This window comes from Mesorhizobium sp. M0174, from assembly GCF_040322275.1.
GTDB lineage: Bacteria > Pseudomonadota > Alphaproteobacteria > Rhizobiales > Rhizobiaceae > Mesorhizobium.
Genome location: NZ_JAMYTB010000008.1, coordinates 296,155 through 320,419 on the forward strand (window position 1 = coordinate 296,155; position 24,265 = coordinate 320,419).

Annotated in this window: 14 protein-coding genes; 7 read left to right on the forward strand and 7 right to left on the reverse strand. The window is 64.2% G+C overall.

What is annotated here, in order from left to right; all coding sequences use genetic code 11:
* Positions 1-97: 97 nt before the first annotated feature.
* Genes NKJ13_RS19260 through NKJ13_RS19285 form a run of 6 tightly spaced genes read left to right on the forward strand, consistent with a single transcriptional unit; the run spans position 98 to position 6,048 of the window.
* Positions 98-724 carry a DUF4129 domain-containing protein gene (locus NKJ13_RS19260; protein ID WP_352689420.1) on the forward strand — a complete coding sequence of 209 codons (627 nt, stop codon included), beginning with the start codon at positions 98-100 and terminating at the stop codon, positions 722-724.
* Positions 721-1,920 carry a DUF4350 domain-containing protein gene (locus tag NKJ13_RS19265; RefSeq protein ID WP_352738242.1) on the forward strand — a complete coding sequence of 400 codons (1,200 nt, stop codon included), beginning with the start codon at positions 721-723 and terminating at the stop codon, positions 1,918-1,920. The genes NKJ13_RS19260 and NKJ13_RS19265 overlap by 4 nt, the downstream gene beginning before the upstream one ends.
* Positions 1,907-2,863 carry an AAA family ATPase gene (locus NKJ13_RS19270; RefSeq protein ID WP_352480604.1) on the forward strand — a complete coding sequence of 319 codons (957 nt, stop codon included), beginning with the start codon at positions 1,907-1,909 and terminating at the stop codon, positions 2,861-2,863. The genes NKJ13_RS19265 and NKJ13_RS19270 overlap by 14 nt, the downstream gene beginning before the upstream one ends.
* Positions 2,860-4,167, forward strand: coding sequence for a DUF58 domain-containing protein (locus NKJ13_RS19275; protein WP_352738239.1), 1,308 nt, complete (start codon positions 2,860-2,862; stop codon positions 4,165-4,167). Before NKJ13_RS19270 ends, NKJ13_RS19275 begins: the two co-directional genes overlap by 4 nt.
* Positions 4,164-5,195 carry a stage II sporulation protein M gene (locus tag NKJ13_RS19280; protein WP_352738237.1) on the forward strand — a complete coding sequence of 344 codons (1,032 nt, stop codon included), beginning with the start codon at positions 4,164-4,166 and terminating at the stop codon, positions 5,193-5,195. Before NKJ13_RS19275 ends, NKJ13_RS19280 begins: the two co-directional genes overlap by 4 nt.
* The gene (locus tag NKJ13_RS19285; protein WP_352738236.1) at positions 5,182-6,048 is read left to right on the forward strand and encodes an RDD family protein; all 867 of its coding nucleotides are present in this window, start codon (positions 5,182-5,184) and stop codon (positions 6,046-6,048) included. The genes NKJ13_RS19280 and NKJ13_RS19285 overlap by 14 nt, the downstream gene beginning before the upstream one ends.
* Positions 6,049-6,798: 750 nt before the next feature.
* Here the strand turns inward: NKJ13_RS19285 and NKJ13_RS19290 are convergent.
* Positions 6,799-7,485 carry a D-lyxose/D-mannose family sugar isomerase gene (locus tag NKJ13_RS19290; protein WP_352703198.1) on the reverse strand — a complete coding sequence of 229 codons (687 nt, stop codon included), beginning with the start codon at positions 7,483-7,485 and terminating at the stop codon, positions 6,799-6,801.
* 141 nt (positions 7,486-7,626) lie between these two features.
* On the opposite strand from NKJ13_RS19290, the gene NKJ13_RS19295 reads away from it, so the two are divergent.
* Positions 7,627-8,685, forward strand: coding sequence for a D-TA family PLP-dependent enzyme (locus NKJ13_RS19295; RefSeq protein ID WP_352778008.1), 1,059 nt, complete (start codon positions 7,627-7,629; stop codon positions 8,683-8,685).
* Positions 8,686-8,698: 13 nt separating this feature from the next.
* On the opposite strand, the gene NKJ13_RS19300 is transcribed toward NKJ13_RS19295, so the two are convergent.
* From NKJ13_RS19300 to hutG, 6 genes are all read right to left on the reverse strand, one after another.
* Positions 8,699-9,454 carry a heme ABC transporter permease gene (locus NKJ13_RS19300; protein ID WP_352703203.1) on the reverse strand — a complete coding sequence of 252 codons (756 nt, stop codon included), beginning with the start codon at positions 9,452-9,454 and terminating at the stop codon, positions 8,699-8,701.
* A 260-nt stretch (positions 9,455-9,714) separates the two neighbouring features.
* A complete protein-coding gene (locus NKJ13_RS19305) occupies positions 9,715-11,484 on the reverse strand; it encodes a glucan ABC transporter ATP-binding protein/ permease (RefSeq protein ID WP_352738232.1) in 1,770 nt (589 codons plus the stop codon).
* Between the two features lie 364 nt (positions 11,485-11,848).
* Positions 11,849-20,419, reverse strand: coding sequence for a glycoside hydrolase family 94 protein (locus tag NKJ13_RS19310; RefSeq protein WP_352738230.1), 8,571 nt, complete (start codon positions 20,417-20,419; stop codon positions 11,849-11,851).
* Between the two features lie 267 nt (positions 20,420-20,686).
* Positions 20,687-21,274 (reverse strand): HutD/Ves family protein, encoded by a 588-nt coding sequence (locus NKJ13_RS19315; RefSeq protein ID WP_352778010.1) that lies wholly within the window; start codon positions 21,272-21,274, stop codon positions 20,687-20,689.
* An 8-nt stretch (positions 21,275-21,282) separates the two neighbouring features.
* Entirely contained in the window at positions 21,283-22,953 is a 1,671-nt protein-coding gene (gene hutU, locus NKJ13_RS19320; RefSeq protein WP_352738227.1) for a urocanate hydratase, read from the reverse strand.
* 32 nt (positions 22,954-22,985) lie between these two features.
* On the reverse strand, positions 22,986-23,804 hold the full coding sequence (hutG, locus tag NKJ13_RS19325) for an N-formylglutamate deformylase (RefSeq protein WP_352738224.1): 819 nt from the start codon (positions 23,802-23,804) through the stop codon (positions 22,986-22,988).
* Between the last annotated feature and the right edge of the window lie 461 nt (positions 23,805-24,265).

Here is a 24,265-nt window from a genome sequence, read left to right on the forward strand (position 1 = left end):
TGCCAAGATTGACGGTCGCCGTCCAGCCCACTTGCAATTCTTGTGCTGCATTGTCAGTGTCGGCTGGGAACCACAGGTTGCAGGGGAGCGGGTGGCGGTGGCACAGCCAGGCACAGCGGAAGCCGAACGGCTGACCAATCTTCACAAGCAGCTGATCGCCGATGAGTCGATCCAGTTCGACCTGCCGGCCTATATGCCGCCAAAGCCACCCGAGTGGCTGAAGCCGCTGCAGGATTTTTTGTCGTGGCTCGGCCCCTACATGATCTATCTGTTCTGGGGGGCGGTGATATCGGGCGTCGCAATCATCCTGCTTTTGGTCTTCCTCGAGGTGAAAGGCATCGCCTGGCGGCTGCCGTGGCAGCGCGCGCGGCCCGAAGTCGAAGACGAAGAAGCCTGGCGCCCCGACGCCGGCGCCGCGCAGATCCTGTTGTTGCAAGCGGATGCGTTGGCCGCACGCGGCGACTATGACGAGGCGGTTCACCTTTTGCTTCGGCGCAGCGTCGCCGATATTGCCGGCCGGCTGCCGGACTTCCTGCGCCCGTCGCTCACCGCGCGCGACATCGCCAATGCCCCTTCCCTGCCGGGAAGGGCACGCCATGCGTTTACCGAGATCGCCCGCATCGTCGAGGCGGCGCTGTTCGCGCGCCGGCCGGTTGGCGCGGAAGGCTGGCGGCAAGCACGCGGCGCCTATGAACGTTTCGCCTTCCGGGATGCCTGGACGTGAGCGCACCGGCGGTCAAGGCGCAGGAGCCGTTCAATCGAAAGACACTGTTTTGGGGGATTTTCGCCAGCCTGCTTGCGGCCGCCGGTTTCTTCCTGCTGTCCACCTATGCTCCCGATTTCCGGCAACCCGGCAATGGCGGCGCCACGCCGCTGTCGAAAAGCGGCGTCGGCTACGCCGGTCTGGTGGGATGGCTGCGGCTCACCGGCGAAGCGCCCTTGATGGCGCGGACCGAAGACGATCTTGCCAGAGATATACTGCTGATCGTCACCATCTCGCCCGACAGCGACCAGGAGGCGCTTCGCCGCATCCTCAATCTTCGCCAGGACCAGAACACGCTCTTCGTGCTTCCCAAATGGCAGATCCTGCCGCTGCAGGGGCATGAAGGCTGGAACATGAAATTCGGGCGATTGCCCGGTTCGGTGGTGAACGAATGGCTTGGCCGCATCGCCGATGCGAAGATCGGTGCCGGCCAGAGCACGGCAAAGCAACTCGACATCGAAGGCAACATGGTTGCCGCACCCGAAGAATTGCAGTGGGTGGCCGACAAGTACCCTCTCATCGCAGCCGGCAATGACAAGGCTGTGCTTACCGAACTGGACGACAAGCCGTTCTATATCCTGACTGACCCCGACCTGATCAACAACGCCGCCCTCAAGGATCCCGAAAAGGCAGCAGCCGCGCTCGGGCTGATTGCCGTGCTCCAGCCCGATGACGGCCCGGTGATGTTCGATCTGACGCTGCACGGCGCGGGGCGGAAGTATGATCTGGCCAAGCTCCTTGTCGAGCCGCCGTTCCTGGCGCTGACACTGACGATCCTGATCGCGGCGGCCCTGGCGTTCCTGCATGGCCTTGGCCGGTTCGGCCCGCCGCGCGCCGACCAGCGCGCGATCGCCTTCGGCAAGCGTGCGCTGGTCGATACGACGGCGATGCTCATGCGGCGTGCCGGCCGGCTGGACGAGCTGGGAGGCCGCTATGCGGCCTTGATGCGGGTGCGCGCCGGCGCGCTGCTCGGGGCACCGCACGGACTGCAAGGCAAAGCGCTCGACCGCTGGCTCGACTCTCGCGATAAGGAGCAAGCTGGCGGCTTTACGACGCGTTCGCAAGCCGCCGACGAGGCGAAGAACCTGACGCAGATGCAACAGGCAGCAGAGCGGCTGCACGACTGGACGGCAAGGAGGCTCGGTGAACGTCGATGATGTGAAGGCCCTGGCGACACGGATCAGGGAAGAAGTGGCCAAGGCGATCACCGGGCAGCACGATACGGTCGACCTGATGCTGACCGCCTTGTTTGCGGGCGGGCATATCCTGCTCGAAGGTCCGCCCGGCACGGCCAAGACCATGACCGCACGCTGCTTCGCCCAGGCGCTTGGGATCGCCTATGGGCGGATCCAGTTCACGCCGGACCTGATGCCGGGCGATATCGTTGGCTCGAACATCTACAACTTCCAGACCGGGCAGTTCACGCTGACGCGCGGTCCGATCTTCTGCGATCTCCTGCTTGCCGACGAAATCAACCGGACGCCGCCCAAGACGCAGGCCGCACTGCTCGAGGCGATGCAGGAACATGCGGTCACGTTCGACGGCACCACGCATTCGCTTGGCCGCAATTTCATGGTCGTCGCGACCCAGAATCCAATCGAGCACCAGGGTGTCTATCCGCTGCCGGAGGCGCAGCTCGACCGCTTCCTGTTCAAGCACCGCGTCAGCTATCCCGGCCCCGAGGAAGAACGGGCAATCATCGTCCATCACGGCGGCGGATCCGCCTCGCACGACATCGCGCAATACGGCATCAAGGCGCAGACGGACCGCGAGACGCTGCAGGAGGCCCTTGAAGTCGTCGGCTCCGTCACCCTTGTCGACGATGTTGTCGGCTACATAGCGGCGCTGGTTCGGGCTACGCGCGAAAATGCCGATCTGGAAGTCGGAGCCAGCCCGCGCGCCGGCGCCATGCTGGCGCGGGCGGCGCGTGCCCGGGCGGCGCTGGACGGACGCGCCTATGTGATCCCCGACGACGTCAAGGCGCTGGCGGTGCCGGCACTGCGCCATCGCGTCATCCTTTCGCCTGCGGCCCAGATCGACGGCCGCCTGGTCGAGCAGATCGTCTCCGACCTGGTCGACCAGACGGAAGCACCACGTTGATCTATCCCAGCGGCCGAGCGGTGTGTGCAGCTGCTGCCGGCGCGGTGCCGGCCTTCCTGGTCGCGCTGGCATTGCCGTCCTTCTGGTATCTGGGATTGCTGTGGAGTTGCCTGCTGCTTGCCTTCCTGGCGGTGGATGCCGCGGCGGGACGCGGACGGGCATCGCTGAATGCCAGCATCGATGCGCCGCAGCAGGTCGGTGTCGGTGGGGAATTCGGCGTGCAAATCACCGCCCGTCACTCGGGGCCGCGCGCCGCGGAGGCTCGCGTCGGCCACGATGCGCGTCTGGCGCCGGTGAGCGCCAGCGGCGGGACCTTGCAGCCGACCGCCAGAGGCGGGTCGCTCAACCTCCGCTTCCAGGCGCTGCGGCGCGGCGTCGCCAGCTTCGACCGTCTCTGGGTGCGCTGGCGCGGGCCGTTTGGGCTGGTCTGGAACCAGGTCGTGCTGCCGGTGGAAAGAAAGGTTGCGGTGCTGCCCGACGTCAGCAGCGCCCGCGGCGAGGCGATCACGCTGCTGCAACATGCGACGCTTGCCGAAGGCCATGCGCAGCGCCGCGCCGGTCAAGGCCGCGAGTTCGACGCGCTCAAGGATTACCAGCCGGGCATGGGCCGGCGGATGATCGACTGGAAGCGCAGCGCCCGCCACGGCAAGCTGTTGGCGCGCGAGTTCCGCATCGAGGAGAACAACAACATCGTGCTGGCCATCGATAGTGGACGCCTGATGTGCGAGCCGGTCGACGGTGTGCCTAAGGTGGACCGGGCCGTGACGGCCGCCTTGCTGTCGGCGTTCATCGCGCTGAAGGGCGGCGATATGGTCAGCCTGTTCGGCTTCGATGCAAGGCCGCGCGTTTCGAGCGGCGCGGTACGCGGCCCCGCCAACTTTGCGATGATCCAGAAACGAGCGGCGGAGATCGACTATTCCAGCGAGGAGACCAATTTCACGCTGGCGCTGACGACGCTCGCGGCTAGGCTCGACCGCCGCTCGCTCGTCATCATCTTCACCGATTTCGTCGATCCGATCAGCGCGGAATTGATGCTGCGCACCGTGGGCCGGCTCACCGAACGGCATCTCGTGCTGTTCATGCTGATGAAGGACACCGAACTGGAGGGCCTGGCCGATATGCCGCCACGCTCTGGCGAGGACGTTGCCCGCGCGGTCGTCGCCGGAGGGCTTTTGCGCGAAAGGCAGGTCGTCATCGGCCGGCTGCGCCTGCTCGGGGCGCACGTGATCGAAGCTGAGCACAATCGGCTGGGTCCCGCGCTGGTCGAGCGCTATCTGCAGTTCAAGCAGGAGGACTTGCTGTGACGGCGCCAGTCGTCGACAATGCTGCACGTGGCGACGCGGTACGCCAGTCGCTGGCCAGCTTCCGCCGCGAGCGCGAGGCCGACTGGAAGGCATTCGAGGCGCTGCTGGCGCGTGTCGAGAAGCGTGCGCCGCGGACGCTTTCCGAAGAGGAGCTGCTGTCGCTGCCCCTGCTCTATCGATCGGCGTTGTCTTCCCTGTCAGTGGCGCGCGCAACCTCGCTCGACAATGCGCTGGTCGGCTATCTCGAAGCGCTGTCGCTGCGCGGTTATTTCTATCTCTACGGCGCGCGTCGCGGGCTGCGGCAGCGCCTCGCCGATTTCTTCCTGCACGACTGGCCCGAGGCCATTTGCGACCTGTGGCGCGAGACATTGGCGTCGGTCGCGCTGATGGTGATCGGCATTGGTGCAGGCGCCTGGCTGGTGGCATCCGACAAGAGCTGGTTCGACGCGATCATCCCGCCCGGCCTGGCAGGAGGCCGCGGCCCCGACACGTCGGCCGAACTGCTGCGCAACATGCTTTATGATGGCGACAATGGCTTTCTCTCAGGTTTTGCCGCCTATCTGTTCACGCACAACGTCCAGGTCGCAATCCTGGCCTTCGCCCTTGGCTTCGCCTTCGCGGTGCCGACAGTGCTGCTGATGCTGTTCAACGGCTGCATGATCGGGGCGTTGTTCCAAGTCTACTGGTCCAAGGGACTTGGCATGGAGCTCGGCGGTTGGCTGGCCATCCACGGCACCACTGAATTGTTCGCGATCGCTTTGGCCGGCGCGGCCGGCATGCGCATCGGCACCAGCATCGCCTTTCCCGGCGAATTGACACGCATGGCGGCAGCGGCTCGCGCCGGACGCATCGCCGCGAACGCCATGGTCGGGGTCTCGGTCATGCTGCTGTTTGCCGGGCTGCTCGAGGGCATTGGCAGGCAGACCATCACCAGCGACATCACGCGCTACGCCATTGGCGGTGGCATGCTGGCGCTGTGGCTCGGCTATTTCTACCTGTTCCGGGCGGTGCGGCATGGCGATCGGTAGGCGCGCCGCGTTCGCGGCCATACGGCCGCTGATCACGCCCGAAGGCGTCGATCTCCGGATTAGGCTCGCCGACGCCGGCACGCGGGCCTCCGCCTTCCTTCTCGACGTCGTGTTCATCGCCGTGGCTGCAATCGTGATCACGATCGTCGCGCTGTTCGGGGTGGGAGGCCTTGGCAGCGAGGGATTCCAGCCGCTCTTCGTCGTCTGGATCATCCTGATCTTCTTTCTGCGCAACGCTTACTTCATCGCCTTCGAAGCAGGCCGGCGCGCGGCTACGCCCGGCAAGCGGATCGTCGGCATCCGGGTCGCGTCGCGCAGTGGCGACGGCCTGTCGATCGACCAGGTCATTGCCCGCAACCTGATGCGCGAGATCGAGGTGTTCCTGCCGCTGTCGATCATCGCCGGACGCAGCGGGACCGACCTTGCCGACGCACTGACGACAATCTTCGGACTGGTGTGGACGCTGCTGTTTGCCTTGTTCCCGCTGTTCAATCGAGACCGCATGCGGATTGGCGACCTGTTGGCAGGGACCTGGGTGGTCGAGGCGCCGAAGCGCGCCTTGCTTGAAGACCTGTCGGCACGACAGGATTCGGCGGCCGGCGCGTTCCGGTTCAGCCACACCCAGCTCGATGCCTACGGGATTGCCGAACTCCACAAGCTGGAGGAGGTGCTGCGCCGCGACGACTATTTCGCCCTGCGGACGGTGGCCGAAACGATCGGACGCAAGATCGGCGCGGCACCACAAGCCCATGACGCACGCGCATTCCTGACGGCGTATTATGGGGAGTTGCGGGCGCATCTCGAACGCAAGCTCCTGCTGGGCAACCGCAGGGCCGACAAGCATCAGCGTTAGACCAGGAGTGGAAATGCACGAAAAGCGTGCGCAGCCGCCCATTGCCACCGAAGATTGACGCTTGACCAGTGCCATCTTCTCCCGCAAATTCAGTCTCGCGAGGTTGAAATGCCTATCCGTCCGAGGGTGCTCGTGTTCCCTATCCTCTGGCAGTCGCAAGCGGATGTTGCAAGAAGACTCCTCGAGAGTTCCAGGTTCTACGGAAATCAAGCCTCAAGGAGACTTCCTTGGCCACTTTCGTCACTCAATCCACTTTCCAACGAGCTGGCAGCCAAATGGTGTGGTTTTGGAAGCTCGGAACAGGCGATGCCTACTGGGGGTACTCGGTACGTGCGGCGGTTGTCCTTCGCACGGCCACTTTGCGCTGGGAAAGCCTGTATACCTACATCGACGAGACAGGCCAGACCGAGGTAATCCAGACGAACGTATCAGACGATATGCAAATAAGATTCGCGGCGATAAGTTCTCCCTGAGGAGCCAAGACATGCCAATAGCGCTTCACGCGGTATACGATTCCCGAGGGGTCATCATTGCCGCCTCACGAGTCGATCCCGACGATGACAAGTCGGCCCCGGCGCCAATCCCACAGCCGGGCGAGGGCAATTACTACGCGCTAATCCCGCTTGACGAAGCCCACGTCAAAATGCCGCTGGATCAGCTGTGCACAACGACTCGGGTCGACTTGCGACAGAAGCGGCTGATTGCCGAGAACCTTCACTCTCAAGCATAAGTGTTCCTCGCCACCCTGCCTTAACCCACCCACTTCTCGTAATCGGATACCAAGAGGTGCAGCGGTGCTGTGTCCTCGTCGATGTCCGCGAAGCGGCCGATCGGCTCGCGAAAAACGTTGTCGGTGAGATCGTCATTGACGGTCGAGACCTCGCCGATCAGCACGTCCTTGCCCTCGGCCCAGAAGGCGTGCCAGACGCCCGGCAGCAGCGTCACGCTCTGGCCTGGGTCGAGCTTCAGCAATCCACCCGCAGGCAGTCTGTGGATGGTTCCGTCGACAGGCACAGATACTTCGGCCTTCGGATCGATGCCGCCATCGCGGTCATGCATGAACAGCTCCAGCACCAGTTTGCCGCCGCCACGGTTGATGATGTCCTCGGCCTTGATGTTGTGGCGGTGCATCGGCGACAGCTGATCCTTGCGCGAGATCATGATCTTTTCGGCATAGAGCATGCCCATGCCCTTCTTCATGTCCTCGTAGCGGCCGTTGCGAACAGTGAACAAGAACAGGCCGAGCTCGTCGAACTTGCCCTGGCCGTAATCGGTGATGTCCCAGCCGAGCCGCGACGAGAAGATGGCCGCCGAATCCTGCCGGTGCGCCTTCATCTCTTCCGGGGTCCAGTAGGCGAAGGGCGGCATGATGTAGCCGAACGAACGGATGAAGGCGTCGGCGTCGCGGATGATGTCGTTGATGGCGGAGCGTTTCATGATCATGATCCCTTCTTCAGGCGGCGCCTACAGCGCATAACCGAACACCGATCCGGTGTCGACGTAAACCGCATTCTGGCCTCATGACATCGGCGACGATCGGGGCCATAAGTCCCGACAAATTCCCAAAGGTGACATTCCATGCGCAGCATAGACGACCTCGATACGCCGGCAATCCTGATCGACGCCCGCCGCGCAGAAGCCAACATCGCGCGGGCGCAGGCCCATGCCGACCGGCACGGGCTGAAGCTCCGGCCGCACATCAAGACCCATAAGCTGCCCTACTGGGCGAAAAAGCAGGTCGCGGCCGGGGCCATCGGCATCACCTGCCAGAAGATCGGCGAGGCCGAAATCATGGCCGATGCCGGACTGACCGACATCTTTCTGCCGTACAATATCCTCGGGCGGGCCAAGCTGGAACGCCTCAAGGCGCTGCACGGCCGCGTAACCCTGTCGGTGACAACGGACAGTATGGACACGCTGATGGGACTTGCCGCCACCTTTACCGATCCCGGCCACCGCCTGCCGGTGCTGGTCGAATGCGACACCGGCATGGGCCGCTGCGGTGTGCAGTCGGCCGGCGAGGCAGTCGCGCTGGCGAGCGAGATCGACAAGGTCCGAGGGCTCGTGTTCGGCGGCCTGATGACCTACCCGGGGGCTGGCCGCGCTGCCGAGACCGAGGCGTGGCTCGCCGATGCGCAGCAAGCACTTGCCGCAGCCGGCCTTGCTTGCGAGCGCATCTCCAGCGGCGGCACACCCGACATGTGGCGTTCCGGCGAGCATAGCGTCGTTACCGAATACCGGCCCGGCACCTACATCTATCTCGACCGCTACCAGATCGCCAAAGGCGTCGGCAGCCTCGACGATTGTGCGCTGACCGTACTGTCGACGGTGGTCAGCCGTCCAACGCCGACACGCGCCATCCTTGACGCCGGCAGCAAGGCGCTCTCCAGCGACACGCTGGGGCTCGCCGATTTCGGCGAGCTGCTGGGCATTTCAGGCGCAAGAGTGACCAGCCTCAGCGAAGAGCACGGCAACGTCACGCTTTCGGGCGGCGCAGAGCTTCGCATCGGCGAGCGCGTGCGCGTCGTACCCGACCATTGCTGCGTCGTCACCAACCTGTTCGACGAGGTGCATCTGATCGAAGGCGACAAGGTGATCGAGACGCTGCCGGTGGCAGCACGCGGGCGTATGGCTTGATCCTATCGGTTGGCTACCGTTCAGCCTGCCTCGCGGCAACCCGGCGCATCGAAATGACGCGGCGGCGTCGGATCTCGGTGCGCATCGCCATCAGATGCAGGGCGAAGAACAATACTGTGAAGCCGAGCGCCATCACCAGCAACGGCCACAACAAACTGGGGTCGATGGTCGGGCCGCCGAGCCGGAACACCGACGCCGGCTGATGCAGCGTGTTCCACCAGTCGACCGAGAATTTGATGATCGGGATGTTGATAAAGCCTACCAGCGTTATGATGGCCGCGGCCCAGGCGGCACGCCCGGCATCGTCTAGCGCGCGGGTCAGCGCGATAATGCCGAGATACATCAGGAACAGGATGAAAACCGAGGTCAGCCGGGCGTCCCACACCCACCAGGTGCCCCACATCGGCTTGCCCCAGATCGAACCGGTGATCAGCGCAAGGGCGGTGAACACGGCGCCGATGGGTGCCGCCGATTTCAGCGCCACGTCGGCCAGCGGATGGCGCCAGACCAGCGTGCCCAGTGCCGAGACCGCCATCAGCGTGTAGCACATCATGGCAAGCCAGGCGAAAGGCACGTGGATATACATAATGCGAACGGTGATGCCCTGCTGGAAGTCCTCAGGCGCCGTGAAGCTCATATAGAGACCGACAGCGAGGACGACGGCGGCGACGCTCGCCAGCCACGGCACGACCTTGTCGGCAAGCCCGACGAACCGCGTCGGGTTGGCAATATCCATCCAGCCGGAGGGGCGTGAGGTCGTGTCGCTCATGCGGCCTTACATAGACCGCCGGCGGAGTTGCGGCAACCACAGCGGCGGTACGTCCTCTCTTCTCTCCTTGCGTGAGAAGGCGGATCGGCGCGTAGCGTCGAGCCGGACGAGGGGTGCTGGACGGAGTGAGGCGCCAATGATCGCCGTGCGCCGAAGTCTGGATTTTGGATGAAGATTTGAGCCAAGCCGGAGCACCCCTCATCCGACCTCGCTTCGCGAGGCCACCTTCTCCCGCAAAGGGAGAAGGCAAACCGCGCTGCTCAGGCGGCCTCGTTCACCGGGCGGCTGAGGCGGCGAACCTCCTCGTCGTTGAGCAGACCGCCGGCGCGCAGCAGGCTGGCGAAGCGACCGTTGCGCAGCGACAGTTCGGTGAACCCGCCCATCTCGACCACCCGGCCCTTGTCCATGAACACGACCAGATCGGCGTCGCGAACGGTGGTCAGGCGGTGGGCGATGATGAAGGTGGTGCGGCCGCGCCGCAACTCGTCGATGGCGTCCTTGACGCGATCTTCCGTCTCAACGTCGAGCGCGCTGGTCGCCTCGTCGAGAACCAGGATGGGCGCGTCCTTCAGCACGGCGCGGGCGATCGCGATGCGCTGGCGCTCGCCACCGGACAGCTGTCCGCCGCGTTCGCCGACGACCGTGTCGTAGCCCTCGCTCTTCGACAGGATGAAATCCTGCGCGGCGGCGGCATTGGCCGCGGCATGGACCTCGTCATAGGTCGCCTCCGCACGGCCGACGCGGATGTTGTCCTCGATCGAGCGGTTGAGCAAGCCGGCATCCTGGAACACGGTGGCGATCGAATGGCGCAGCGACTTGCGGGTCACCGTGCGGGTGTCGATGCCGTCGATCAGGATACGGCCGCTGGACGGGGTAAAGACGCGCTGCAGAAGGTTGATGAGCGTCGTCTTGCCGGCGCCCGTGGGGCCGACGATGGCGACCGTCTGGCCGGCCTGGACCTCGAACGACGCGTCGTCGACGCCCTGCCCCGAGTTGCCGAACTCGAAGCAGACATTCTCGAAACGCACGTGCCCCGTGACGTTGACGAGCTCGCGCAGCCCATCGGGCTCGACGGCGTCGGATGCAGAGTCCTCGAGATGATAGAATTCCTCGAGCTTGGCGCGCGCCTCGGAAATCTGGTTGGCGAACGCCGACATCTGGTCGAGCCGGGCAATCAGCAGTGTGGCAAAGCCGGTAAAGGCGATGACGTCGCCGATCCGCAACTGGCCGTGCGTCACCAGATAGGCGCCAATCAAGAGCACCACCATCATCGAAATCGTCGACGACAGGCGGTGCAGCGCGTTGGCCATCGCCCACCAGTCGAGCACCGGATTCTGTGCGTCGAGCAGGTTCTTGACGTAGCGCTTCAGCGCCTCGGTCTCATGGCCGATGCGGTTGTAGCTCTGCAGGACGGCGACGTTGCTGACCGAGTCCGTCACATGCGCAAACACCTTGTGGTAGTGCCGCTCTACGGCCGCCTGGCCTTCCTTGGTGCGCCGCATCACCAGCCGTCCGATGCCGACATAGAGCGCGCCAAGCGCCAGCAGCACCATCGACATGCGGATATCCATGCTGAGCGCGGTGGGCACCAGCAGAACCAGCGCAACCGCGGTGGACAGATGCTGCCGCATGAATTCCAGCCAGAGGCTGAACAGGGTCTCGACCGCGCGCAGGAGCGTGTGCAGGGAATTGGAGGTGCCGCGCTGATGATGCCAGGCAAGCGGCATGGTGATCACGCGCTCGAATGACTGGCAGAGAACCTCGCTGCGCCGCTGGTGGGCAAAGCGGTCGGCACCGCGCGCCACCAGCACGAAGGCAATGATGTTGAACGCGCCGAGACCGGCCCACATTGCCAGTGTCGCGAATACCGAGCCGCGGTCCGAAATGGCATCGATCACCCGGCCGAACATAATCGGCTCGAGAATGGCGATAATGGCAAGCGCGACGTTCGCCCCGCAGATAAACGCAACGCGTTTCCTGTCGGCAGCGAGATAACCAAGGGCTCGCCAGTAGATTTGCAGAAGTGACACTTCAGCTACTCCGCCAATTATTTATGGTGCAGTGCGTCATTTTTTGACTCGTATCGGTTGACGCGTCGCAAAACAATGCTCGTCTACCTCTTCCGTTCCCATTCCGCGAACAAAAGATGACGACGCTTCGAAATTTGCCGTGATCGTCTAACAGTTTGAGATAAAAGGTGAAATGTCAGCGTTGCGGCAAAATCATGGCAACTGGAAAGCACTGCCACATTTTTAATCAGCAAGACCCCAGACACGACGTCTAAAGTCGTGTGCAGGCATTCAGCAAGGTCAAACGCAAATATAACCGGTAGAGGCACTTGGAGCGCCCGCGCGTGCCCTGGGGAACCCTGAGCGACGCTCCAAGTGCTTGAATCTAGGTCGGTATTCTAACGACCACCTCGGCATTGTCGCCGGCTTTTGGCTCGAAGGACGAAGATTTGGTCTTCGTGCCATTCACTTCAAGTGAGATGGCCCGGGCCTTTTTGTCGCGGACGACGCGTACCTTGATCTCGGCACCCAGCATCTTCAGGGTTGCCGAATAGCCGTCCCAATGGCTGGGAAGTCGCGGCGTGAACTGGAGGCGCTGTCCGCGGCGCTCTATGCCGAGAATGCTCTCGACCGCAGCGCGATAAAGCCAGCCCGCCGACCCGGTATACCAGGTCCAGCCGCCTCGGCCGCCCTTGTCTTGCCCGGAATAAACGTCGGCCGCGACGACGTAGGGTTCCACGCGGTAGCGCTCTGCCGCGGCTTCATCGAGCGCATGGTTGACCGGATTTAGCATCGAAAGGCAACGGTACGCATCGTCGGTGCGACCCATCTCGGCGAGCGCAATAACGAACCATGTCGCGGCGTGCGTGTATTGGCCGCCGTTTTCACGGACCCCCGGTGGATAGCTTTTGATGTAGCCCGGGTCCTTTTCCGTCTTCGAGAAGGGCGGGGTAAACAGTTTGACGATCTTGAGCTCGTCGTCGACGAGCGCTTTCATCGCCTGCCCCATTGCCGTGGTCGACCGCGCCGGGTCGCCCTCGCCCGAAAGCACGCTCCAGGACTGGGCGATCGAGTCGATCTTGCACTCATCCGACTTGCGCGAGCCGAGCGGCGTGCCGTCGTCGAAGCTGCCGCGCCGATACCACTCGCCATCCCAGGCGGTGCTTTCCAGCGCCCGCTTCAGCACCTCGGCGTGCTTCGTCCAGGCTTGCACGCGCTTTGCATCGCGCTCCGCCTTGGCGACATCGGCAAATTCGCCCAGCGTCTTCAGCAGGAACCAGCCCAGCCATACGCTCTCGCCCTTGCCGTGCTCGCCGACGCGGTTCATGCCGTCGTTCCAGTCGCCGCCGAGGATCAGCGGCAGCCCGGCCGGGCTGCTGCGCTTGACAGCAAGATCGAGCGCCCGCGCGCAGTGGTCGTAGAGCGAGGCTGTCTTCTTCGAGATTTCCGGGATGAAGAACGCATCGTGCTCGCCTTCGCTCAGCGCCTGCCCTTCGATGAAGGGCAGTTGCTCCTTCAGGATCGCGGTGTCACCGGTCACCAGCAGGTAGCGCGCGGTAGCGTGGGCCAGCCAGACCACGTCGTCAGAGATCATGGTGCGGACGCCGGCCTCGGTGCGCGGCAGCCACCAATGCTGCACGTCGCCTTCGGGAAATTGCCGCCGCGCCGCGTTGAGGATCTGATCGCGCGCCAGCTTGGGGTCGTGCGCCAGCAAGGCCAAGGTGTCCTGCAACTGATCGCGGAAGCCGAAGGCACCGCTCGCCTGATAGAACGCAGAGCGGGCACGGATGCGGCAGGCCAGGCTCTGATAGGGCAGCCAGTGATTGACCATGGCGTCGAGGGCCTTGTCCGGCGTCTCGACCTGGATGGTGTCCAGAAAGCCGCGCCATGTGCGCTCGTTGTCGGCCAGCCGCTGATCGAAATCCCTGGAGCGATGGGTCTGCACCAGCGCGCTGGCCTCGTCGGGCGAGGCCGCGTCGCCGAGCAGCCAGAGCAGCGTGACGTCGCCACCGGCAGCGATGTCGATGTCGCGTGCGATGGCCGCGCAGGGATCGTCGCCGGCCTCTACGCGGCCCGACAGGTCGGCGCCGCTCAGCACCGCATGCGGAAACTCGCTCGTGCCTTGCCTGCCGATGAATTCGCCGCGGTCGGCGGTGACGGAATGCACCGCACCGTCGGCGGCCAGAAAGGCGATTCGCTCGCCGAAATCGAGTCCATAGGGATTTTGCGCCAGCAATGCGCCGGTTGCGGCATCCCTCGACGGAACGATGCTTGCAGCGGTGCGCGAGCGATGGCCGCCAAGAACCCATTCCGCATAGGCGTAGACGCGCAGCCGCATCGGCACCGAACCCGAATTCTGGATGCGCAGCCGCGATATCTTCACCGGATCGACGGGATCGACGACATGGGTCAGGTCCATCGACAGCGGCCCGCGTTGTGAGCGGAACGTCGAAAAACCCTGCCCGTGCCAGGTTTCGTAGGTCATTGTCGGATCACGCACCACGGCAGCCATTGGCGAGAACGCCCTGCCACTGGCATGATCGTAGATATAGATGCCCTCGCCCGGCCGGTTGGTGACCGGATCGTTCGACCATGGCGTCAACTGATAGTCGCGGCTGTTGCGGCTCCAGGTGAAGGCAGCGCCTTCAGCCGAAATGTGGAACCCGAACGATGGGTTGGAGATGACGTTGATCCACGGCTGCGGCGTCGTGCGCCGGCCGGCAAGACGCACGACGTAGTGGCGTCCGTCGCCGTCGAAGCCGCCGAAACCGTTCCATTGGTCGAGCCCGCTGCCGTCGACGCGGCCCTCGATCAGTGCCTGGGCGGCAGATGCTTGCGACGTCGGCACCGGCAAGGACGGCTCGCGAAGCGCTGCAAGGTCTGCCGGCTGGAGGGCGGCGTCCCGCGCCTGCAGTGCCGCGGCCTCGGCGCGCTCGATCTGGTCGAAGATGGTGCCGTTGCGCGTATGCAGCACCACCCGAGCGACGGCGAGCAAGGTCCTGTAGGTCGTTTCCTCCATCAGATCGCGGCGCACTGCGAAGATGTGCTGGCGGGGTCCGAGCTCCTTGCCGCGCAACCGGCTGTTTTCGCACAGCGTCTCCACCGCACGCTGCAGGTCCTGCACGTAGGATGACGCCTGCTCGTTGACGACGACAAAATCGATCATCATGCCGCGGGCGCGCATGTATTCCTGGAAGCGAAGCGCCTGGGCGACGATCTCCAGATCGGCGACATCGGCGATCCTGACCAGGAAAATCGGAAAATCGCCGGATATGCTGGTCGGCCACAGGCTAGACTGCCTGCCGAGCCCGGAGACGATGGATTCGCCGGGAAGGCGCAGGAACGGGTCGGGATAGATCAGATAGCGCGCCAGCTTCTGCACATTGGCGGCGTCCGACAGACTGAGGCCAAGGTGCCGGGTCTGCACCTGCGAGCGCGTCCAGGCGAGCATCGCCTGGCGGGCGAAGCTTTCGGGATGGTCGAGCCGGGCGATGGCGGCATCCAATTCGGCGCGATGGGTACCGACGACGGTCCAGAAGGTCAGCGAAATCTTCTTGTTGGCCGGCACCCGCACCTGCCGGCGAAGCGATGCGATCGGATCCAGGGTGAAGCCGGAATGGCCGCCAAGCTTGGCGCCGGGATCAAAGGCAGCCGCCTCGGTGATAGTGCGGCCACGGCCGATGAAGGCGCGCCTGTCGGTTTCCGCCTCGGCGTCGCGCGCCGATCCAGACGGGTCGGTGACGAAATGCACCATGGTGACGTCGGGTTCGTCCTTTTCGCGCTTGCGCCTGGTGGCGAAGATCGCGCCGTTGTTCGGCGCGATCTCGGTTTCCACGAACATCTTCGAAAAAGCCGGATGGGCATTATCGGAGGGCTCGGAGCCCAGCACCAGTTCGGCAAACGAGGTTACTTCGATATGCCGGTCGGCGGGGCCATCATTGTGGAGCGTCACCCGTCGGCCCTCACCATTGCCTTCCGAGATGACGATGCACTCGACTTCCGAACGCAGCGATCCAACCGATTTGACGAAGCTCGCCTTGTCGTCGGAAAACAGCGTCTGCGCCCGCTCGCCGGCGGCGCGCTTCGGCTCGGCGGTGGCCGACCACCAGTCGCCGTTACTGGCGTCGCGCAGGAAAATATAGGAACCAAGGCGGTCCTCGGTCGGATCCGGCTGCCAGCGCGTGACGGCAAGGTCGCCCCAGCGGCTGTAGCCGGAGCCGGTGGCGGTGACCATGACCGAGTAGCGGCCATTGGACATGACACTGGTCGAGCGCAGCGCCCTCAGCGGATCGAGCACGATGCGGGTGTCCGGGCTTTCCAGCTCGGTCTCGTCCTTCGAGCGCTCGTCGGCCTCGGTCCTGACGGTCGCAGTCGGGATGTCGCGCGGCGCCCTTTCCTGCAGCAGCAATTCGGCCGATTCGATCACCGGATCGCTGTGGAAGCGGTCGCGCAGGCGCCCTTCGAAGATCGCATCGGCAACTGCGGCAATCGACATGCCGGAGTGGTGGGCCATGTAGTTGAGCACGACGGCGTGGTCGGTGCCCTCGGGGACGCGTTGCGGCGTGAAATCCACCGCGTCGTAGAAACCGTGCCGGCCCAGCGCGCCCAACCGCCTCAGCCTGGCCAGGTTCTGCACGGATTCATGCGGCGTAAACTGCGCTGCCAGCACGGTCGCGTAAGGCGCAATTACCGTATTTTGGCCAAGGCCGCGCTTCAGGCCGAGCCCGGGCACGCCGAAATTGGTGTACTGATAGGTCAGTTCACGGTCGCGGGCGTTGTAGGCCGCTTCCGAAATCCCCCAGGGTACGTTCTTCGAACGGCCATACTGGATCTGGCGCTTGATGATGAGCTTGCTGGTCTGGTTGAGAATGCTGCCTTGCGGCTCCTTCATCACCAGGGGCGGCATCAGATATTCGAACATCGAGCCGGACCAGGACATCAGTGCGCCCTGGAAGCCGATCTCGACGATCGGCCGGCCGAGCCGGAACCAGTGCTCGGTCGGCAAATCGCCCTTGGCGATGGCGAACAGGCTGGTCAGCCGCGCCTCGGAGGCCAAAAGATCGTAGCAGCTTTCGTCGAGCTGATGCTCCTCGACCCGGTAACCGATCGACAGGAGCTTGCGTTCGGGCCGCATCAGGAACGAGAAATCCATCTCGAAGGCGAAACGGCGCGTGCGCTCGCGCAACGTCAGAAGCTTGGCCCGCAATGCCGCGACGGCGTTTTCGTCGCTGTGCGCGTCGTGCACATGCGCCTCGCAGGTGGCTTCGAGCCTGGCCGCCCAATCGGCGATGGTGTCGCTCTGGGTCGACGCTGCCTCGGTGTGGATGGCTGTCGCGAGCTTGCGTATCTCGCCGGCCAGGACGGCCAGGTTGATGGTACGGATCGACGCCATCTCCGGCTGCGCCTTGATCAATTCGACCGCCCGCCGCATGCCATCGAGACGGTCGGCGAGCCGCTGGCGCAAGGGCCGCAATTGACGCCGGTCGTCGGGCAGTTCCTCAAGGCTTTCGTCGAGGATGGTGACAGTATCGAGGATGCCTTCGAAGTCGCCCTGCACATGCACCGACGGCGCTTCGGCCCATTCGGCGCAGGCTGCGGCCACGGCCACCAGATGGCCGGCGAGATTGCCGCTGTCGACTGCAGAAATGTAAAGCGGATAGAGCGGCTTCAACGTCGTGGTGTCGTACCAGTTGAAGAGATGACCGCGATCGCGCGGCATGCTCTCGATGGTCGACATGGTCGCGTCGATGCGGTTGACGGCGTCGGAGAGGCTGATCCAGCCGAAGTCGCGTGCCGAAATCACCGACAGCAGGTAGACGCCGATGTTGGTCGGCGAGGTGCGGGGCGCCACCACGGGGGCCGGGCTTTCCTGGAAATTATCCGGCGGCAGATGGTGATGCTCGGCCGTCACGAAAGTCTCGAAATAGTGCCATGTACGCCGCGCCACGGTGCGCAGCGCGTGGATGTCGGCGGCCGATATGCGCAGGCGGTCCTCGGTTTCGGCCGAACGGCTGATCCAGCAGGCGATGGCGGGCGAGCCGATCCAGAACAAGGCAAAGAAGAAGGCGACGAAGGCGCCGGTGGAATCGGCCAGCACCGGGACGGCGAGGCCGACGACGCCGATGATCACGGCGCCGTACATGATGCTGTAGTAGGAGCCGAGATCGTTGTCGCTGCCCTTGTGTGCCTGCGAGGCGGTGCGCCATTCGAGCAGGTTCTGGCGGCTGACGAACAGGCGGTAGAGCGTGCGGATGATTGCGTCGCCCATCATCCAGGCTAGGTGCGCCATCAGGACAATCTTCAGCGCCACCAGGGCGGTACCGAAGGCAACGTCGCGTGCCAGTGCCGAGAAATGGCCGCGCGGCGTCTGATCGCCGCTCTTCGGCAGGATGGCGTTGACGATGTCGAAAGTGGGCGCCATGAACAGCGTGAGGATCAGCAGCGCCTGCCATTGCGCGGCCTGCGTGAAGGGCAGCAGCGTCCAGCCGGCGATCGCGGCCATCACCCAGAAGATCGGCGTCACCGAGCGGCGCAGATTGTCCACCATCTTCCAGCGCGACAGCGCCGGCACGTTTGAGCGCGGGCCAAGGATGAAGCCCAGAAGCTGCCAGTCGCCGCGTGCCCAGCGATGGTGGCGCGACGCATCGACCGAATAGCGGGTCGGATAGTCCTCGACCAGTTCGACGTCGGTGACCAAGGCCGAGCGCGCCAGGGCGCCTTCGAGCAGATCATGGCTGAGGATGGTGTTTTCCTCGATGCGGCCCTTCAGCGCCGCCTCGAAGGCGTCGACATGGTAAAGACCCTTGCCGGTGAAGGAACCGTCGCCGAAGATGTCCTGGTAGAGGTCTGACACGGCAAAGACGTACGGATCGAGCCCGCGATTGGCGGAAAAGACACGCTGAAAGAACGATGCCTCGTCGCCGCTGGTCAGCGACGCGGTGATGCGCGGCTGCAGGATGGAATAACCTGCAGTAACCTCGCGCCGTGCGACATCGAAATGCGGACGGTTGAGCGGGTGGCAAAGCTTGCCGGCCAGCGCAGCGACGGCGTCGCGGGTGGTGCGGGTGTCGGCGTCCAGCGTCATCACGTGGACGACGCTCTCCGGCAATGGCACTTCCAACGGCAAGAAGGTGGTGTCGCTGTCGCCGCGCAGCAGAAGGTTCAATTCGTGCAGCTTGCCGCGCTTGCGCTCCCAGCCCATCCAGACGCCTTGCGATGCGTTGTAGAGCCGGCGCCGATGCAGCAGATAAAAGCGCGGCGCGCCTTCCGAGGGATAGCGGGCGTTCAGCCTGGCGATTTCGGCGCGGGCGAATTCGAGGATTTCGACATCCGCCGTATCGATCTCGGTCTTCGAGTCCGGCCAGTCGGAAAGCAGCGCGAAATAGACCTCACCCGCCGTATTGGCGAGGTGATGCACCTCGATGTTGCGGATGTTCTCCTCGACATCGTCGCGCGAGCCGATCAGCGACGGCACCACCACCAGCGTGCGCGCCTCGGGCGGCACACCGTGCCTGAAATCATAGCCGACGAGACGCGTCGGTTTCAAAAACAGCGAGACGACGGTGTTGAAGAATGCGAGCGCGCCTTCGTTGGCCGGCACCGCGAACAGGGCCAGCATCAGGACGATCGACGGCACCGACAGGCCGAGATTGGCAAGCGCATTGCCGGAAACGACCAGAAGCAGGACCGTCAGCGCAAACACCGGCACGACGATGCCCAGCCATCCGGTCTTGCGGAACGTCCGGTTCAGCGTCTTGCCGATGGTCGGCCGGTAGCCGATCGACCGCTCGAGCTCCTGCCGGCGCGGGCCGACCAGAAAGAAGCCGACGTCGGTATGAGCGATCGGACCGCTTTCGGAGCCCGGTGCATCGGCAGCATGGCCGGCGAGCTCGATCGCCCTTTCGGCAACGCGAAATTCGGAGAGGTCGGAACGGCGCGCCAGCTCCTCGATCGCAGTCCGGTATTGGTCGCGCGAAAAGAAATCGAGGGCGGCGAAATCGGTGCGTTCGCGCAGCAAGGTGTCGATGCGGCTGACGCCCTCGAACCACACCGTCCAGTCGACGTCGTTGATCAGGCGCAGGCCGCGGATGATGTTGCCGGTGGTCACGTTGCCGCTGGACAGCGTGTGGTGCTCGCTGAGGATGATCTCCTCGGCGTCGGAGCCGGTCCTTTCCAGCTCGCCCTCCAGCCATTCCAGCGCCCTGCCGGCATTTTGCGAGCCGTCACGCAGCCGGTAGAGCAATTGGGTGGCGAAGGTGGTGTCCTGCGCATGGGCGCTGTAGTGGGAAAGTATCGCCTGCCGGTCGGCGCTGTCGTCCGTCGCCAGCACACGGTCGGCGACCTCGTTGGCGATCTGGCGCAGTTCCCGCGTGCGATTGACGCGGACCGCGATGCGGCGAAGGTTCTCGATCAGGACGAAGCGCAGCAGCGACGGCAGCGCCCATAATTCGCCGATCTTCAGCGGCTCGACGGACTGGAAGCCTTCGACGATCGCCTTGAACATGGCCGACGAGACGGAACTGTCGGAATGCGCGACATAGGTCCACGCGACCGCCAGTGCGCGCGGCACGCTGGATCCATCCGACAGTTTCAGCGTCGGCAACTGGCGATAGAAGCGGCGCGGCAGGTCGCGCTTGACCTGAAAAATGGTCTCCTCGACCAGATAGTTGTTGTCGAGCAGCCACTGCGCCGCGGGCGTGATCGTTTCGCCCCTCGCCTGGGCAGCGTTGGTGGAACGGTAGACATCGAGAATCTTCCTGGCGCTGTCACGAATGCGCGCCTGAAAATCGAAAGGCGTCAGACCGAACAAGTCCTTGGCATCGCCATTGGCAAGGGCTGCGCCCAAAGCGCGCAGCCGATCTTCCGGCAGGAAATGGGAGCGTATCGGCTCGTCGGTGACAGCCGGGAAGCTGGCGCTCGTCTTTTCGATCTGTGCGAGATTGGTCTGGATATTCATCTAAGGTTCCGTGTTGGGGACGCAGTGCGGCGTCACCGCCACGGCAATGTCCCTAAAACCGGTCCAAATGCAATTGGTTGCATCGCAACACTTGGCCGAAAGTTTGTTTCCGCACCACGACAAGATGCTGTCTCTCGACAACTTCCAGGCGAGCACTATGAGCATCGTTTCGGCTTCTGATCGGCGGAAGATTCAGGCTTTTTCGTGATGCAGCGACCAGCTTACGCGATATTTGGCCGGCGTCACGATCATGTTTGGAAACAGACGTTAATCGTTGCCGGCAATGCGGTCGATGCGGATCACGAACAGCCTGGCCGGCCGGACGGGGTCCAGGTGCAGTTCCGGCGCTTGCGCCCCGAGCAACAGCGCGTCGAGCGGCCCCAATTGCATGGGCGCCGCGCCGGCCACGCTGAGTTCGCCGTCGACGCACAGAATAAGTGTTTCATCGGCTTCGGCCTGGATCTCCGTCGAAGCCGGAATCAGCAGGCGCTCGACCGTGTGGGCCGCCCGGGCGCGGCGGGTCATGACGTTGAGGTCGGTGATCGGGCCAGCGATCAGCGTGGCTTGCGTCGGCACGTCGGCCGGAAAGGCAAGCGGTGCGGAACCCTTGGTGATTTCGACCGGCGGCCGGCCGGCGATATCGAGGACCATGCCCTCGCCTTCCAGCAAGGCCAAGGTCCGGTCGACGCCAGCGAAGCCGGAGAACGGGCCGCTGCCCTCGACCAGCGCCATCGAGACACGCCAGTCGAAATCGTCGAGCCCGGCATCTGGCGGCGACACGACAATCTCCGTCGTCACCCCGCCGCCGTTCTTCCACGGCATCGACCGGTATTCGGCTGCCCGAAGGATGCGCAAGGCGCGGCTCAGTCCAAAATGCCGGGCAGGTTAAGCTGGTTCTCCCTGGCGCACTCGATCGCGATGTCATAGCCGGCATCGGCGTGGCGCATGACGCCGGTCGCCGGGTCGTTCCACAAAACCCGCTCCAGGCGCTTGGCCGCCTCGGGCGTGCCATCGGCGACGATGACCATGCCGGCATGCTGCGAAAAGCCCATGCCGACGCCGCCGCCATGGTGCAGCGACACCCATGTGGCGCCGGACGCCGTATTGAGCAGGGCATTGAGCAAGGGCCAGTCGGAGACGGCATCCGAGCCGTCCTTCATCGCCTCCGTCTCGCGGTTCGGCGAGGCGACCGAGCCGGAATCGAGGTGATCGCGGCCGATGACCACCGGTGCCTTCAGTTCGCCCCTGGCGACCATCTCGTTGAAGGCGAGGCCGAGCCGATGGCGATCGCCGAGCCCAACCCAGCAAATGCGCGCCGGCAGGCCCTGGAAGGCGATGCGCTCGCGCGCCATGTCGAGCCAATTGTGCAGATGGGTGTTGCCGGGCGTGAGTTCGCGCACTTTGGCGTCGGTCTTGTAGATATCCGCGGGGTCGCCGGAAAGCGCTGCCCAGCGGAACGGGCCGATGCCGCGGCAAAACAGCGGACGGATATAGGCCGGCACGAAACCTGGGAAGGCAAAAGCATTCTCGAAGCCCTCCTCCTTCGCCACCTGGCGGATGTTGTTGCCGTAATCGAGCGTCGGCACGCCGGCGTTCCAGAACGCCACCATCGCCTCGACGTGCTCGCGCATCGACGCGCGGGCAGCTCTTTCGACGGCCTTCGGGTCGCTGCTGCGCTTCTCGCGCCATTCGGCCAGCGACCAGCCCTTGGGCAGATAGCCGTTGAGCGGGTCATGCGCCGAGGTCTGGTCGGTGACGATGTCGGGGCGCACGCCGCGCCGCACCAGTTCCGGCAGGATGTCGGCGGTGTTGCCGACGAGGCCGACCGATTTCGCCTCACCGGCTTTGGTCCAGCGCTCGATCTTTTCCAGAGCCTCGTCGAGCGTGTCGGCGCGTTCGTCGACGTAACGGGTGCGCAGCCGGAAATCGATGCGGTCGGGATCGCATTCGACGGCCAGGCAGCAGGCGCCGGCCATGACCGCGGCGAGCGGCTGGGCACCGCCCATGCCGCCAAGGCCGCCGGTCAGTATCCACTTGCCCCTGAGATTGCCGCCATAGTGCTGGCGGCCGGCCTCGACGAAGGTCTCATAGGTGCCCTGCACGATGCCTTGCGTGCCGATGTAGATCCACGAGCCGGCCGTCATCTGGCCGTACATCATCAGGCCCTTTCTATCGAGCTCGTTGAATTTCTCCCATGTCGCCCAGTGCGGCACCAGGTTGGAATTGGCGATCAGCACGCGCGGGGCGTCAGGATGAGTGCGGAACACGCCGACCGGCTTACCCGATTGCACCAACAGCGTCTCGTCGTCGCCAAGGGTCTTCAGCGAGGCAACGATGCGGTCGAAATCGTTCCAGGTGCGCGCCGCCCGGCCGATGCCGCCATAAACGACCAGTTCATTGGGGTTCTCGGCAACATCGGGATCGAGATTGTTCATCAGCATGCGCAACGGCGCTTCCGTCAGCCAGGTGCGGGCGTTGAGCTCGCTGCCGCGCGGGCTGCGCACTTCACGGATGTTGTGGCGAGGATCGGTCATGATTGTCCCTTTCGAATGAAGCGCGCCGCGCATCAGCGCTCGGCCCAGGCGATCGCGGTTTCCAGGATCTTTCTCAGCGTGACGCGGATCGGCGCCGCGAATTCGGCATCGTAAGGCACCGGCCAATTGCCGGGTATGCCCTTGCCTTCGGGCTCGCGCAGATAGCCGCGGTTGGACAGCTCTATCTGCAGCGCGTGGACGCCGTTTTGCGGCTGGCCGAAATGGCGCGTGATCCAGCCGCCCTTGAAGCGGCCGTTGACGACGAAGCTCTCGCCGGTTTCGCCCAGAATCTGCCTTACTTCCTCCTGCAGCGTTGGATCGGCGCTCTTGCCGTCGTTGGTGCCGAGATTGAAGACCGGTAATTTGCCTTCGAATAGGCGCGGCAGCACCGAACGGATCGAATGGCAGTCATAGACGACGATCTTCCCATGCAAAGCGCGCAGCCTGTCGACCTCGGCCTGCAGCGCGGCATGATAGGGCAGGAAGAATTTTTCGCGGCGTTCGTCGATCTCCGACGGTCCCGGCTCTTCACCTTTGCGGTAGAGTGGATCGCCGTCAAAGGTCTCGGTCGGACAGAGCCCAGTCGTCGTCTGGCCGGGATAGAGCGAGGCGCCGGACGGATCGCGGTTGACGTCGATGACGGTGCGCGAAATCGCCGTATGCACAACGGTCGCGCCGAGGTCTTCTGCGAAGTCATAAAGCTTGTCGATCCACCAGTCGGCGTCACGGCGACCGAGCCAGGGCGAGATTAGCCGGCTGTCGAGGCCGGCGAGATCGATGCCGGTATGCGGGATCGAAACCAGCAAGGGTGCCGTGCCTTGGGTGACGGTGAGCCAGGAGGGCGAGGTCATCGGAAGTCTCCACGCGACAGAACGCCACTTTGCGACCGTCTTTGAACACCGATCTCGCTTTTTGTCGGTTGCGACGTATTTTGTTCTTGCTTTGTGCCGGCAGCTATGCTACTAATTTGCCTATGGTGCTGATTCAGCCCGACGACCCGCCCTCGAGGCGGGTTTTTTGTTTCTGGCCTTGAAAGTTTCGGTGTTGCCGGGCTGAGGTTGGCGGGACAGCGCCCCCCTCTGTCCTGCCGGACATCTCCCCCTCCAGGGGGGAGATTGGCTATCATCTCTACTTTCGCCAATCTCGTAGGATGCAGAAAGGGCGCAGTCCGCGAAGCTGCCAATCTCCCCCCTGGAGGGGGAGATGTCCGGCAGGACAGAGGGGGGCGCGACGGAACACGACCCATCGCGGCGTAACGCAGCGATAACAGTGTCATGACGTAATCCCCGGCAGCTTCACCGCGCTTGCCGCT

Excerpts from the sequence above, each read along its gene's own strand:
- hutU (WP_352738227.1), bottom strand. The coding sequence starts at position 22,953 with ATGACCGATCCTCGCCACAACATCCGTGAAGTGCGCAGCCCGCGCGGC.
- NKJ13_RS19290 (WP_352703198.1), bottom strand. The coding sequence starts at position 7,485 with ATGAAACGCTCCGCCATCAACGACATCATCCGCGACGCCGACGCCTTC.
- NKJ13_RS19310 (WP_352738230.1), bottom strand. The coding sequence starts at position 20,419 with ATGAATATCCAGACCAATCTCGCACAGATCGAAAAGACGAGCGCCAGC.
- NKJ13_RS19300 (WP_352703203.1), bottom strand. The coding sequence starts at position 9,454 with ATGAGCGACACGACCTCACGCCCCTCCGGCTGGATGGATATTGCCAAC.
- NKJ13_RS19295 (WP_352778008.1), top strand. The coding sequence starts at position 7,627 with ATGCGCAGCATAGACGACCTCGATACGCCGGCAATCCTGATCGACGCC.
- NKJ13_RS19285 (WP_352738236.1), top strand. The coding sequence starts at position 5,182 with ATGGCGATCGGTAGGCGCGCCGCGTTCGCGGCCATACGGCCGCTGATC.
- hutG (WP_352738224.1), bottom strand. The coding sequence starts at position 23,804 with ATGACCTCGCCCTCCTGGCTCACCGTCACCCAAGGCACGGCACCCTTG.